Annotated in this window: 15 protein-coding genes; 12 read left to right on the top strand and 3 right to left on the bottom strand. The window is 64.1% G+C overall.

From position 1 onward, the window contains the following. Positions 1-17 precede the first annotated feature (17 nt). The 8 genes from CLV78_RS11545 (at position 18) to CLV78_RS11510 (ending at position 8,412) form a co-directional block, all read left to right on the top strand. Positions 18-803: a ChaN family lipoprotein gene (locus CLV78_RS11545; RefSeq protein WP_245925000.1), complete on the top strand. Its 786-nt coding sequence runs from the start codon at positions 18-20 to the stop codon at positions 801-803. A 171-nt stretch (positions 804-974) separates the two neighbouring features. Then, positions 975-2,177 carry a bifunctional phosphopantothenoylcysteine decarboxylase/phosphopantothenate--cysteine ligase CoaBC gene (coaBC, locus tag CLV78_RS11540; RefSeq protein ID WP_106204975.1) on the top strand — a complete coding sequence of 401 codons (1,203 nt, stop codon included), beginning with the start codon at positions 975-977 and terminating at the stop codon, positions 2,175-2,177. Continuing rightward, the gene (dut, locus tag CLV78_RS11535; RefSeq protein WP_106204974.1) at positions 2,174-2,641 is read left to right on the top strand and encodes a dUTP diphosphatase; all 468 of its coding nucleotides are present in this window, start codon (positions 2,174-2,176) and stop codon (positions 2,639-2,641) included. Before coaBC ends, dut begins: the two co-directional genes overlap by 4 nt. Further along, complete coding sequence (locus CLV78_RS11530; RefSeq protein WP_106204973.1) at positions 2,641-3,678, top strand: HesA/MoeB/ThiF family protein; 1,038 nt, start codon at positions 2,641-2,643, stop codon at positions 3,676-3,678. The genes dut and CLV78_RS11530 overlap by 1 nt, the downstream gene beginning before the upstream one ends. Positions 3,679-3,735: 57 nt before the next feature. Further along, a complete protein-coding gene (locus CLV78_RS11525; RefSeq protein ID WP_106204972.1) occupies positions 3,736-4,527 on the top strand; it encodes a transporter substrate-binding domain-containing protein in 792 nt (263 codons plus the stop codon). Positions 4,528-4,660: 133 nt separating this feature from the next. Then, the gene (locus tag CLV78_RS11520) at positions 4,661-5,452 is read left to right on the top strand and encodes an amino acid ABC transporter permease (RefSeq protein WP_245924997.1); all 792 of its coding nucleotides are present in this window, start codon (positions 4,661-4,663) and stop codon (positions 5,450-5,452) included. Between the two features lie 438 nt (positions 5,453-5,890). Then, the gene (locus CLV78_RS11515) at positions 5,891-6,322 is read left to right on the top strand and encodes a DUF4399 domain-containing protein (protein ID WP_106204970.1); all 432 of its coding nucleotides are present in this window, start codon (positions 5,891-5,893) and stop codon (positions 6,320-6,322) included. A gap of 62 nt (positions 6,323-6,384) precedes the next feature. Continuing rightward, the gene (locus tag CLV78_RS11510; protein WP_106204969.1) at positions 6,385-8,412 is read left to right on the top strand and encodes a M3 family metallopeptidase; all 2,028 of its coding nucleotides are present in this window, start codon (positions 6,385-6,387) and stop codon (positions 8,410-8,412) included. Here the strand turns inward: CLV78_RS11510 and CLV78_RS11505 are convergent. After that, positions 8,409-9,320, bottom strand: a complete 912-nt coding sequence (locus CLV78_RS11505) for a cation diffusion facilitator family transporter (RefSeq protein WP_106204968.1) — start codon at positions 9,318-9,320, stop codon at positions 8,409-8,411. The genes CLV78_RS11510 and CLV78_RS11505 overlap by 4 nt on opposite strands. 514 nt (positions 9,321-9,834) lie before the next feature. Next, entirely contained in the window at positions 9,835-10,221 is a 387-nt protein-coding gene (locus CLV78_RS11500) for a VOC family protein (protein WP_106204967.1), read from the bottom strand. Between the two features lie 90 nt (positions 10,222-10,311). On the opposite strand from CLV78_RS11500, the gene soxR reads away from it, so the two are divergent. Further along, entirely contained in the window at positions 10,312-10,794 is a 483-nt protein-coding gene (gene soxR / locus CLV78_RS11495) for a redox-sensitive transcriptional activator SoxR (RefSeq protein ID WP_106204966.1), read from the top strand. A 4-nt stretch (positions 10,795-10,798) separates the two neighbouring features. Here the strand turns inward: soxR and CLV78_RS11490 are convergent, their stop codons facing one another. Next, positions 10,799-11,290: an SH3 domain-containing protein gene (locus tag CLV78_RS11490; RefSeq protein WP_106205249.1), complete on the bottom strand. Its 492-nt coding sequence runs from the start codon at positions 11,288-11,290 to the stop codon at positions 10,799-10,801. Between the two features lie 168 nt (positions 11,291-11,458). Between CLV78_RS11490 and CLV78_RS11485 the strand changes: the two genes are divergently transcribed. The 3 genes from CLV78_RS11485 (at position 11,459) to nusG (ending at position 13,663) form a co-directional block, all read left to right on the top strand. After that, complete coding sequence (locus CLV78_RS11485) at positions 11,459-12,445, top strand: 2-hydroxyacid dehydrogenase (protein WP_106204965.1); 987 nt, start codon at positions 11,459-11,461, stop codon at positions 12,443-12,445. 302 nt (positions 12,446-12,747) lie between these two features. Then, positions 12,748-12,939: a preprotein translocase subunit SecE gene (secE, locus tag CLV78_RS11480; protein ID WP_106204964.1), complete on the top strand. Its 192-nt coding sequence runs from the start codon at positions 12,748-12,750 to the stop codon at positions 12,937-12,939. Positions 12,940-13,129: 190 nt separating this feature from the next. After that, positions 13,130-13,663, top strand: a complete 534-nt coding sequence (nusG, locus tag CLV78_RS11475; RefSeq protein ID WP_106204963.1) for a transcription termination/antitermination protein NusG — start codon at positions 13,130-13,132, stop codon at positions 13,661-13,663. The last annotated feature ends 39 nt before the right edge of the window (positions 13,664-13,702 follow it).

The raw sequence follows: 13,702 nt of genomic DNA, 5'->3' as shown, positions 1-13,702 counted from the left end.
TTGCGTCGTCCATTTCGATGAGTCTGGCACTTTCCGCGTCCGCCGGTGCCGCCGAGATTGCGTCGGTTGAGGCGCTGGACATGTCCGGTGCGCAGATCGTTTTGCTTGGCGAGGTGCACGACAATCCTGCGCATCATCTCGCGCAGGCGGCGGCCGTTGCGGCGCTGGAACCCACCGCGCTGGTGTTCGAGATGCTGAACGCCGCGCAGGCCGGTATCGTCAACGAAATGGACCGGTCCGATCCGCAGGCCCTGGCGGATGCGATTGGCTGGGACGATGGCGGTTGGCCGGACTTCGAGATGTATCACCCTGTCTTCCTCGCCGCGCCGTCGGCGCCAGTGTACGGAATGGCTGTTGATCGCGATGACCTTCTGGATGCGATGAAGCGCGGCGCGGCCGACGTGTTTGGCGGGGGCGCCGAGGACAGCGGCCTGGGCCCGCTTCCCGAGGCCGTGCAGGCAGAGCGGGAGGCATTCCAACTGGCGGCGCATTGCGACGCACTGCCCGAGGAGATGCTTGGAGGTATGGTCGAGGCGCAGCGGTTGCGTGATGCGCGCTTCGCGGCGGTCGCATTGCAGGCGCTGGAGGAGACAGGCGGGCCGGTGGCCGTGATCACGGGCAACGGCCACACTCGGAAGGATTGGGGCATGCCGGTCTACCTGGAGGCGATGTCGCCGGGGATTTCGGTGGTGAGCCTCGCACAGGTCGAACTTCGCGCTGACCCTGACCAACCGCATGACACATGGATCGTGACCGAGGCTGCGGAGCGCGAAGATCCCTGTGCAGTGTTCACAAAGGGATAGAGGCTTCCCCTCGATCCGAGGCGCCACGGGCGCCAGGGATCCTTGGGGCCGGGCGCGCCTTTGGCGCGTGGACGCGGGGCGGTCGTTCGCGCAAGGGGATAGGCGGGCGAGCTTGCCATTCCGGCACCGGCCTGCCTAAACCGGGTGCAGATACTTCGAGGGACGGGATCCATGGCATTGCACCGGCGCATTCTTCTGATCATCGGGGGCGGTATCGCTGCCTACAAGTCGCTGGATCTGATCCGGCGCCTCAGGGACCGTGGATTCACCGTGACACCTGTGCTGACGCCGGCCGCAGAGCAGTTCGTCACGCCCCTGAGCGCATCGGCGCTGTCGGCACGAAAGGTCTACCGCGATCTGTTCGACCTGACGGACGAGGCGGAGATGGGCCATATCGAACTGAGCCGGGACGCCGATCTGGTCGTCGTGGCACCAGCAACGGCCGACCTGATGGCGAAGATGGCCAACGGACATGCCAATGATCTTGCCTCAACTTTGCTTATGGCCACGGACAAGCCCGTTCTGATCGCGCCGGCGATGAACGTGCGCATGTGGGAGCACCCGGCGACGCAGCGCAACCTGGAGACATTGCGTGGCGACGGGATCCGGGTTGTCGGGCCCGACAGGGGACCGATGGCATGCGGCGAGTTCGGGTTCGGGCGCATGGCGGAGGTCCATGAAATCGTGCAGGCGGTGGAAGCTGCACTGGGGGCCACACCGCGCCCGCTTGCGGGCAAACGGATCATCGTGACCTCCGGGCCGACGCATGAGCCCATCGATCCGGTGCGCTATATCGCCAATCGTTCCTCGGGCGCGCAGGGCACCGCGATTGCAGCCGCGTTGCGCGACCTTGGGGCTGACGTCACCTTTGTGACCGGACCGGCGTCGGTTCCGCCGCCGGACGGAGTCGACATCGTCAGGGTCGAGACCGCGCGGGACATGCGCGATGCCGTGCTGAACGGACTGCCGGCGGAGGCGGGCGTATTCGCGGCGGCCGTGGCGGATTGGCATGTTGCCAACGCGGCCGAACGCAAGATGAAGAAGGATGGGAGCGGCAAGGCCCCGGCGCTGGAGTTCGCGGAAAACCCCGACATCCTCGCCGAGGTATCTGGCATGGCCGCAGGTCGCCCTGCGCTTGTTGTGGGTTTCGCAGCAGAGACCAACGATGTCGTCGCCCATGCCACGGCCAAGCGGGACCGCAAGGGCTGCGACTGGATCCTCGCGAATGACGTTTCCGAAGGTACGGGGATCATGGGCGGGACGGAGAACGAGGTCACGCTGATCTCGGCCGAGGGGCCGGAGGTCTGGCCAAGGCTCGGGAAGGATGAGGTTGCGAAACGCCTTGCCGCGCGGATTGCCGAGGCGCTTACATGAGAGTTTCGGTCAAGGTGATCCGGGAAGAGTGGGCCGACGCGGAGGTCGCGCTGCCACGGTACGAGACGGCAGGCGCGGCGGGGGCAGATCTGCGGGCCAACCTGGCACCGGAGGATCGCGCTGATGGGTTTACACTGGAGCCCATGGCGCGCCGGATCGTTCCAACGGGGCTGCGGGTCGAGATCCCGGGGGGATACGAGATGCAGATCCGCCCTCGCTCCGGCCTGGCTCTCAAGCACGGGATCAGCCTGCCCAACACGCCGGGTACGATTGATGCCGACTACCGCGGCCCCCTGGGCGTCTTGTTGATCAACCTCGGCAATGTGCCCTTCACCATCGCCCATGGTGAGCGCATTGCGCAGGCGATAGTCGCCCCCGTCGTCCAGGCGCGCTTCGAACTGACCGAAGGGTTGGGCGCCACGACGCGTGGAACCGGGGGCTTTGGTTCCACGGGGCGTGGCTGATGCTGTTGGTCCTGCTTCTAGCCGGGGTGATCTGGGGCGCTGGCGTACTGATGAACGCGCCGAAGCGGATGCGCTGGACCATGATCGGCATCCTTTATGTCGGCGTGTTGTTGGAGCACCTTGTTCTGCCCGATGGACATCCCTTGCGGATGGCGACCGGAGAATCGCCGGCGTTGTGGCTGTTGCTTGGCGCGGCGGCGCTGCTCGGGATGGTCTATGCGCGCGGTATTCGATGGCTGAAGACCCGCGCACAGCCGGCCGAGGCCGAAACAGACGCGGCACCGGGTGCATTCCGCGATGCGGAGTTGGAACGCTATGCCCGGCACATCGTACTACGCGAGCTTGGCGGGCCGGGGCAGAAAAAACTCAAGGACGCGAAAGTTCTGGTGATCGGCGCGGGCGGGCTTGGCTCTCCAGCGCTGTTGTACCTCGCGGCGGCGGGCGTTGGCACCATCGGGGTCATCGACGATGACGAGGTCGACAATGCCAACCTGCAACGGCAGGTGATCCATCGTGACGAGAGCATCGGCGCCTCCAAGGTATTCTCGGCCAAGGCCACGATGGAGGCACTGAACCCGTTCATCACCGTCCTTCCGTACCATCGGCGGCTTACCGAAGAAATCGCGGTGGAGCTGTTTGCCGAATATGACCTGGTGCTCGACGGGACGGACAACTTTGACACGCGCTACCTCGCGAACCGCTCCGCCGTGGCGGCGGGAATTCCCCTGGTGTCCGGCGCATTGAGCCAGTGGGAGGGGCAGATCTCCGTGTTCGATCCCAAGAACGGTGCGCCTTGCTATGAGTGTGTCTTCCCCGTGGCGCCGGCGCCGGAACTCGCCCCCAGCTGCGCGGCAGCCGGGGTGTTCGGTCCACTTCCGGGAGTCGTTGGAACGATGATGGCGGCCGAGGCGGTCAAACTGATCGCGGGGGCCGGCGAGCCGCTGCGCGGGCGGATGCTTCTGTATGATGCGCTCTATGCGGAGACGCGGCAGATTGCCCTGAAGTCCCGGGAGGATTGCCCGGTCTGCCACGGGTGATCTGGACACTGCGCCGTTGCCGGTCATACTTCGGCCAAACAACAGTGGAGAGTCCCGATGAAAAATCCCACGTCGCTTGCGCTTGCAGCCGCCGCGCTGCTTGTCGCCGTACCGGCCCTGGCCGAGATGCCGGATCTTGGCGGCAAGGAGGTCGTGATCGTCACCGAGAACGCCTACCCGCCGCTCCAGTTTGTCGATCCCAAGACGGGCGATGCGATCGGCTGGGAATATGACGCGATGGAGGAGATCGCGAAGCGGATCAACATCTCCGTCGTCTATGAGAACACCAGCTGGGACGCGATGATCGCCTCGGTGTCCGAGGGACAATACGACATGGGCATGACAGGGATCACCATCCGCGAGGATCGCGCGGAAAAGGTCGATTTCTCCGATCCCTATCTGCGCTCGGAGATGATGATCCTCGTGCGTGGCGATGAGGAGCGGTTCGCCGATCACAAGGCGTTTGCCGCCGACGAGGATCTTCTGATCGGTGCGCAACCCGGGACGACTCCGTTCTACGTTGGCATCTACGAGGTTCTGGATGGCGACGAGCAGAACCCGCGTATGAAGTTGTTCGAGACCTTCGGCGCCGCGATCCAGGCATTGCGCGTGGGCGACGTGGACATGGCACTTTCGGACAGCACGGCCGCACAGGGATATGTCTCCGCATCCGACGGCGGGCTGAAGATCATCGGTGAGCCGCTGGGCACAGAGGATTTCGGCTTCATCTTCCCCAAGGGATCCGAGCTTGTGGAGCCCTTCAACGCCGCAATCGGGGCGCTTAAGGAAGACGGCACATTGGACGCGTTGAACAAGAAGTGGTTCCTCGACTACAAGCTGGGCGGCTGATGGGCGGTCTGCACTGCTGAATTGGCTCTGTCCCGGCGGAGGAATGCGCATGTCGTGCGTGACAATCGGCGGGACGACACACCGAACGAAGACGGGCCGGCCCCCTTGCGGGACCGCCCTTGCGAGGCAGGACTTGGGCAAGGCTCCGAAGGACAGTGAATTCCCCTGGTGGCTGGTTGCGGCAGCAGGGTTGGCGGCGTTCTTCTTGTGGAGGATTGTGACCGACGATCTCTACACCCAGGTGCTGGTGACTTTGAGCCGCGGTGTCTGGATCACCCTCTTTGTCACGGCTGTCGGGTTCTCCTCTGCCTGTATGATCGGACTTGGGCTGGCCGTGGGCAGCCTCTCGCGCTACCGGCTACTGCGGGAAGGAACGCGGTTCTATATCGAGATCGTGCGCGGTCTGCCGATCATCGTGCTGCTGCTGTACGTGGCTTTCGTCATTGCGCCGGGACTGGTGGCGGCGGTGAACTGGGGGCTTGATGGGCTGGGGATGGAGACGATCCGGACCCGCGATTTCCCCCTGATCTGGCGCGCCATCCTCGCGCTGACTATTGGCTACTCGGCCTTCATCGCAGAGGTCTTCCGCGCCGGCCTGCAATCCGTGGACGAGGGGCAGGTCGAGGCCGCGAAGGCGCTGGGCCTCAACAACTGGCAGCGGTTCCGCTTCATCGTGTTTCCGCAAGCAATCCGGACGATCCTGCCACCGCTTGGCAATGACTTCATCGCGATGATCAAGGATTCCTCCCTTGTCTCGGTCCTCGGCGTGATGGACATCACGCAGCTTGGCAAGATCACCGCCGCTGGCAACTTCCGCTATTTCGAAACCTACAACGTGGTCGCCTATCTCTATCTCCTGATGACCGTGACCCTGTCGCTCGCGCTGCGGCGGTTCGAACGGCACATGAGCCGCAAGCCGGGTTGAGCGCCTGTTTGGCGTCCATCGCGCCGGAGAAAAGCCGCGTCACCCCGTGATATCGTTAGATACGATGGAACGCGTGGAGTCCGTCCGCGCAACACGTGAGGGCTCGTGTCTTGGCAGCATGCGCTTCAACGTGCGCAAGGCGCATCTCGGCCCTGCCTGCGCCGGCCAAGCAAAGCGGGAGGATTGCAACTCCACTATCTCCGGAACCTGAACCACCTGACACCGCCCTGGAGCCAAGCCATCCGTGCGACCGGGGGCGACGTGGTCGGACACCACGGGTGGATAGCGCCCCGCAAGGGAGAGGCTTCTCCGGCGCTGCATGCTCGGCTCCGGTCGGCGGCTTCATGGCAGGGGCTGGACTGCGTTTTTTGGTAACGCTTGAGGAATGCGCTATCCTTGTTCTGCGAACAGATCACTGAATGCAGTGGAGGATATTCCATGAGAGCCTTTTTTCTTGCCGCCGTTCTTGCCGCAGCGCCGGTGTTTGCACAGGACACAGCGTCGCCCGAAGGGGCGAGAGTGTATTTCGCCAACCTCGAGGACGGCGCAACGGTGGCGTCGCCCGTCACGATCCAGTTCGGACTGGAGGGAATGGAGGTTGCTCCGGCCGGCACAGAGATGGAAAACTCGGGGCACCATCACATCCTGATCGACCGTCCGCAGCTGGGCGAAGGCGAAGACGGTGCCGACGAGCTGACGACCAACCTTCCCGCCGATGACAACCACATCCATTTCGGCAAGGGGCAAACCGAAGTCACGCTGGAGCTGGCACCCGGATCGCACACGCTGCAACTGGTGCTGGGCGATCTGAACCATGTGCCGCACGACCCGCCCGTTGTCTCGGACGTGATCACCATCACCGTCGAGTAGCACTGGCAACCGCTGGCGGGGCACCCTAGGTTCCGATCAAACCTCTTTGACGGAGCCCCGCCATGACCAACCCGTTGCTTGCAGAGCGCACCACGCCTTTCGATCTTCCCGATTTTGCGGCCATCACGGACGCCGATTTTGCTCCGGCTTTCGACTTGGCGATCGAGGCCGCCAAAGCGGAGGTCGAGGCGATCGCCGAGTGTCCCGAGCCGCCCGATTTCGCCAACACGATCGAGGCGCTGGAACTCGCGGGCAAACAGCTCTCCGACGTGTTGTCGGTGTTCTTCACCCTGGCCAGTGTGGATTCCAACCCGGAACGGGAGGCGCTGCAGCGGGACTTTTCCCCGCGACTGGCGGCCTATTCCTCGGACGTCTACCTGAACGAGGCGCTCTTCGCCCGGATCGACAGCCTTTGGCAGCAGCGCGAGGATCTCGGACTGAACACGGAGCAGGCGCGGGTGCTGGAGCTGACGCACCGAGGGTTCCGCCGAGCCGGGGCGGCCCTCGACGATGCCGGTCGGACCCGTTTGCGGGAGATCAACACGCGGCTTGCGGAACTCGGGACGGCATTCGGGCAGAACCTGCTGGCCGATGAGCGGGACTGGTTCATGGAACTGTCCGAAGGTGATCTCGAAGGGCTGCCGGGCTTCGTGGTCGATGCCGCGCGTGCCGCCGGTGCCGAGAAGGGGGTGGGCGGTCCCGTGGTAACCTTGTCGCGTTCGCTGGTGGTGCCGTTCCTGCAATTCTCCCCGCGCCGCGATTTGCGCAAGGTGGCCTACGAGGCATGGACCTCCCGTGGGGCCAATGGCGGCGAAACCGACAACCGTGCCATGGTCGCGGAGATGCTGTCGCTCCGCCATGAACGGGCGCAACTGCTCGGCTATGACACTTTCGCCGCCTACAAGGTGGAGACCGAGATGGCCGGGACGCCGGAGAACGTCCGCAAGCTTTTGATGGATGTCTGGACCCCGGCAAAGGCCCGCGCCGATGCGGACGCGGAGGTTCTGGAGCGGATGCTCGTGGCCGACGGTGGCGATCTGCCGTTGCAACCGTGGGACTGGCGCTACTATGCGGAGAAGCGCCGCAAGGCCGAGCATGACCTCGACGAGGCCGAGCTGAAGCCCTACCTGCAACTCGACCGCATGGTGGAGGCGGCTTTCGACTGTGCCAGTCGCCTTTTCGGGCTCGAGTTCGCGCCGGTCGATGCGACGTTGCACAGCCCCGATGCCCGGGCATGGGATGTCACGCGGGATGGCGAACATGTGGCCGTTTTCATCGCCGACTATTTTGCCCGCTCCGGTAAGCGGTCGGGGGCTTGGTGTTCCGCGCTGCGCAGCCAGCAGAAGCTCGCGGGTGACATTCGCCCCCATGTCATCAACGTGTGCAACTTCGCCAAGCCAGCCGAGGGCTCGCCCGCATTGCTGTCCTACGATGATGCGCGGACGCTCTTCCATGAGTTTGGCCATGCATTGCATCAGATGTTGAGCGACGTGACCTACGAGAGCATTTCGGGCACCTCGGTCCCACGCGACTTCGTGGAACTGCCGAGCCAGCTTTACGAGCATTGGCTGGAAGTGCCCGAGGTTTTGCAGCAGTTCGCGACGCACGCCGAAACCGGCGAGCCAATGCCGGAGGCGATGCTGAAGCGCGTACTGGCAGCGGCGAATTTCGACATGGGCTTCCAGACGGTGGAGTTCATCGCCTCGGCCATGGTCGACCTCGAGTTCCATGACGGTCCACCGCCTGCCGACCCGGTGCAAAAACAGGCCGAGGTGCTGGAAAGCATCGGGATGCCGCAGGCCATCCGCATGCGTCATGCCACGCCGCATTTCGCCCACGTGTTCCATGGCGGCGGCTATGCCGCGGGATACTACAGCTACATGTGGTCGGAGGTCATGGACGCGGACGCGTTCGCCGCCTTCGAGGAGGTCGGTGATCCCTTCGATCCCGATACGGCGAAGGCCCTTGAGGCGCATATCCTGTCGACTGGCGGCTCGAAAGAGCCCGATGTCCTCTACACGGCCTTTCGCGGCCGGCTGCCCGGGATAGAGGCGCTGCTCAAGGGGCGGGGGTTGGACACGGCGGCCTAGGCCACATCGTGATCCGCTGCTTCCTTCGCAGGGTGGCGGATCGGATCCTTGTGGATGATGACGTCGGCTTGCGGGTATTTCCGCAGAATTGCATGGCGCAGTCCCGCGCCGATATCATGTGCCTCGGTCAGGGTGAGCCGCCCGTCGATCTCGACATGCAGATTGACGAAGACCCGTGAGCCGGAGGAACGTGTGCGCAGATCGTGGTAGCTCTCGATCCCGGGCCAGCTTCCCGCGAGCATCTCGATCTCGGCGACGACCTCCGGCGCGGCTTCCTTGTCCATCAGTGCATTCCACGCGCCTTTGCCGATCCTCAAGGCACCGTTTGCCATGAAAAGCGCTGCGGCAAGGGCGACAATGGAGTCGATGGAGCCGATCCCGTAGCGCGAGGACACCCACAGCGAGACGACGGCGCCGATGTTGGGTAGCAGGTCGCCGATGTAGTGCAATGCGTCGGCGGCCACGACGCGGTTGCCGGTCAGACGCGCCACCCGGCGTTGAAACAGCACCAGCCCGAGCGTGAGCACGATTGAGACCAGCATTACCGCCATCCCGAGCCCTTCTGCCGCCAACGCATGCGGTTCGGGCGAGATCAGGCGATGAACCGATCCCCAGGCAATGACACCAGCCGCCGCGAGGATGAAAAGGGACTGTCCGAGCGCCGCGAGATCTTCGGCCTTGTTGTGACCAAAGGTGTGATCCTTGTCGGGAGGCCGCGCCGCGTAGAAGATCGCGGCAAATGCCGCAAGAGACACCACCAGATCCATCCCGCTGTCGGCCAAAGAGGCTGCGATCGAGAGCGCCCCGGTCTGGCCGAACGCCCAGAGCTTTAGCAGCACCAGCACCAGCGCCACCGAACAGGAGGCCACAGCGGCGATGATGTTCATTCGGGTGTGGTGGGCAGGCATCCGGAAGCACTCCTGGACGGTTGACGCGGGCGAGGCTGATTGAACAACGCGCCTCCTTTACCTTGCACGGTCCGGAGGCGGAAGCCCCGGAACGGCGGCTCAGCGTGGCGTGCTCGTCGCGTCAGTCCCGCGCTCCAACTCCGGCCGCACATTGCGAGTGACATGTGCCATTCGGACCGGATCACGGGCTGGCGCGTCCAGCTGCCTGCCACTGCTTAGGGCCATCAGCTTCCCGTTTGCTCGCCGCCAGCGTTGTCACGCAGCGATTGTTGCGGTATCGCACGCGCCCTGCCTGCCGCCTGATCAGCCGCATAGCGCGGATGAAATCGGTGGCGAACCGGCTGCTGAAGGGGTGGATGCCATGCGGTGTACACCTGTCACTGTCTGGGCATGGCGACACCCGGAGCCGGGTTGAACTCGACGTTCCCCCCCCAACCCAGCCGGGCTTTGCGGCCCGGCAGGCCATTGCCGCGATACTCAATCCGCCGAAATGCGCATCGTTTTGCGGGGCAGGTCAGGAGTAGCTCACCACCTCGATCTCGATCCCGTCGGAGGTGTCGAAGTAGAATCGGCGCCCGGGCTCGTAGTCGGCATGGTTGTGTGGGGTGTAGCCGGCGGCCTTCACGCGCGCCTCGGCAGTCTCGATGTTCTCGACCACTACGCCGATGTGGTTCAGCCCGCCGAGGGTCGCGTAGCTGCTGCCCTCGGGGCGGTGTTTGTCACCCGGAGGGGCATAGACGGCGAGGTAGGTAGTGTCGTTGCCGACATGGACCGTGTAGCCGCCGCTGATGGCTTCGCCCTCCCAGCGGATGTGCCAGTCGAAGAGGTCGATCAGTTCCGCCGCCGTGGCCTTCGGATCGGAGACGGTGATATTCGCGTGTTCCAGTGTAGCGGTGCCCATGTGGCCCTCCATCTGTGTGATTCCCTTTACGCGACCGGTGATAATTTCTAAACCTCACTTCAGATCAAGACATTTCTCGGGAGCCTCCCCATGCCGCTTGGCCGCGAACTCACCATTGGACAACTATCCGCCCGTACCGGGATCGCCGTTTCGGCAATCCGCTACTACGAGGTGCAAGGCCTGATCCGGGCGGAACGCAACGCTGGCGGGCACCGGCGGTTTGCGCGATCGGAGATCCGGCGCCTTTCCTTCATCCAGATCGCGCAGCAGTTCGGGTTTTCGCTGGAGCGAATCCGCGCCGAACTCGCGAGGCTGCCCGAAAGCCGGACCCCGACGCGCGAAGACTGGGCCGGGATCGCCGGAACGATCCGCGCGGATCTCGACCGGCAGATCGCCGCGCTGGAGGCGATGCGGGACAATCTGGACGGGTGTATCGGTTGTGGATGTCTCTCGCTGGAGAGCTGCGCGCTTTACAACGCAGAGGACAAGGCCGCCCAACGCGGTACAGGGCCGCGCTATCTGATGGGGGACCGGTCCTCGGACGTTCCGGAAACCGTCGGGACGGAGGGCTAGCGACCTATTCCCGGACCTCGCCCGGGTCCACGCCCCAGATCGATGCCTTCGGGATCCAGCCGCGTTCACCACCGGCCGTCACGCGGCACCAGCTTTGGGTACATTCACCAAGGCGGGCAACCACGCCGGCCTCCGCCTGCGCAACAACCGGCGCATCCTCGGATGGCTTGCTGCGAAGCTGCGCCATGTCCTTCTCGATGAGAACGGTGCGCACGCCGGACAGAAGCGAGTAATGGACCCAGCCGCCGGCGCCGTCGCGGTCACGTACCCGGCGCCAGTGGCCGAATTCCGCAGTCACTTGTAGTGGCAACGAACGGCGCTTGTAGATCCAGTCGATCCTGTGGCTGAGGGACGGCCCCCGGCGGGCATTGCCCTCGGCTGCCTTGAGCGAGACATAGCGTGGAAGCGGCAGGTTCGTGACCGGTCCCCGATCGACTTGCTGCGCCGCAGAATCACCTGCGATCAGGCTGGCGAGACACAGCACGATGGCCGCCATCCAAGCCGGAAAAGCCGGAATCCATGAGGGAAACGCCTTGAATTGGCGTTGGAATGCCTGTCGTCCCATGTCTTTTTGTCGCTCGGTTCCGGGGGCGCTTGTGCTGCACCGCTTCTCTCGCCACTCTGACAGCGAGGTTGAGCCCAGGGAAGTTTGAGGAGGGGACAAATGCCGAAGCCACGGCTGAGTGTTGTCGTTACGCGACGGTTGCCAGAGGTTGTCGAGACCCGCATGGCGGAGCTGTTCGACACCGAACTGCGCGAGGACGACCGTCCCATGACGCGCGACGAGTTGATCGCAGCGATGTGTCGCGCCGATGTGCTCGTATCCTCGATCACCGACCATATTGACGCCTCCATGCTGGCGCACTCGGGCGAAAGGGTGAAGCTGATTGCCAACTATGGGGCTGGGGTCGACAACATCGATGTCGCCACTGCGCGGCAGCGCGGCATCCTGGTGTCCAACACACCGGGTGTGACCACGGAAGACACGGCGGACATGACCATGGCGCTGATCCTCGCCGTGACGCGCCGTATCCCCGAGGGACTCGCGGTGATGCAGACCGGTCAGTGGGACGGCTGGGCGCCGACCGCGTATCTGGGCGGGCGTGTGGGTGGACGGCGGCTCGGCATCCTCGGTATGGGCCGGATCGGACAGGCCGTTGCGCGCCGGGCAAATGTCTTTGGCATGGAAGTGCACTATCACAATCGCCGCCGGTTGCAGGCGGAGGTCGAGGAAGGTCTGGGTGCGACCTGGTGGGAGAGCCTGGACCAGATGGTCAGCCGGATGGACGTGATTTCCATCAATTGCCCGCACACGCCCTCGACCTTTCACCTGATGAATGCGCGGCGGTTGAAACTGTTGAAGCCTTCAGCGTTGCTCGTGAACACCTCGCGGGGAGAGGTCGTGGACGAAAACGCACTGACACGGATGCTGCGCGCGGGCGAACTCGCAGGAGCGGGCCTCGACGTTTATGAGCATGGCGCAGAGATCAATCCCCGCTTGCGTCACCTCGACAACGTGGTCCTGCTGCCGCAGATGGGATCGGCGACGGTCGAAGGCCGCATCGAGATGGGCGAGAAGGTCATCATCAACATCAAGACCTTTGACGATGGACACCGGCCACCGGACCTGATCGTGCCTTCGATGCTCTGAGCAGCGGGCGTACTTCTGTCTGAGGCCGTGGGGCGGTTGCGGGGCCCGAAAAAGGTGCCACGGCAGACCAACCCGTGGCCCGGGCGGAGATCCGTCGAACCCGGAGGCTTCCGGCGCTTCCCTGTGCCGTGACACCGCAGGAGGCTCTTGCGGTTTCACGTGCCCGAGCCGGACATCTGCCATGGCGCAAATGGGCTTACCCGCCTGTTACGCGCCTTTCGGGCGGACACCGCTTGAATTCACCCGAAGGGCCGCGTATGTGCAGCGCCTGAACCACCCGAACCGAAACCGCAGGTCAGACTATGGCAAACCCACTCCAGTTCATCCAGCAGGTGCGCTCCGAAGTCGCCAAGGTCGTCTGGCCGTCGCGGCGCGAGGTGTTGCTGACCTCGGCGATGGTCTTTGTCATGGCAACGTTGACCGCGATTTTCTTCTTTCTGGTGGACCTGAGCATCCGCGAAGCGCTGAAAGCCGTGCTCGGAATGTTCGGCTGATCAGGGCCTTGGGCGCGTCCGCGCCCTTGAATCCCGTCGTTCGGGGCGCTAAAGCAGCCGAACTCTCCGACAAGGGCGTGCATCGATTCGAGTCGCACGCCGCTTTTTGTTGGAGAAAGGGCGAACCGGCCCTGCGAAATTGAAACGACCGACCCCCGGGTCGGAAAGGAACAAAGGCAAGGCACTGCACATGGCGAAGCGTTGGTACTCGGTGAGCGTCCTCTCGAATTTCGAGAAGAAGATTGCCGAACAGATCCGTCACGATGTGGTCCAGGCCGGTCTCGAAGACGAGATCGACGAGGTGCTCGTGCCGACCGAGGAAGTCATCGAGGTTCGCCGCGGCAAGAAGGTCACCGCTGAGCGCCGCTTCATGCCCGGTTACGTGCTGGTGCACATGGAAATGAGCGATCGCGGCTATCACCTGATCAACTCGATCAACCGCGTCACCGGTTTCCTTGGTCCCCAGGGCAAGCCGATGCCGATGCGCGATGCCGAGGTGAACCAGATCCTCAACCGCGTCGAGGAAGGCGTGGAAGCGCCGCGCTCGCTGATCGTTTACGAAGTGGGCGAGACCGTGAACGTGACCGATGGCCCGTTCGAGGGGTTCTCGGGCATGGTCGAGGATGTGGACGACGACAACCAGCGCTTGAAGGTGACGGTGTCGATCTTTGGCCGGGCGACCCCGGTCGAACTGGAATTCACTCAGGTCTCCAAGGAGGTCTGAGCGTTCGGGCGGGAAATCCGCCTGTCCCGGCATGCGCCG

Origin of the sequence: Aliiruegeria haliotis, from assembly GCF_003003255.1 — a bacterium.
Classification (GTDB): domain Bacteria; phylum Pseudomonadota; class Alphaproteobacteria; order Rhodobacterales; family Rhodobacteraceae; genus Tropicimonas; species Tropicimonas haliotis.
Note: the sequence above shows the minus strand (reverse complement) of the source record. Positions and strands in the feature narration are given on the sequence as shown.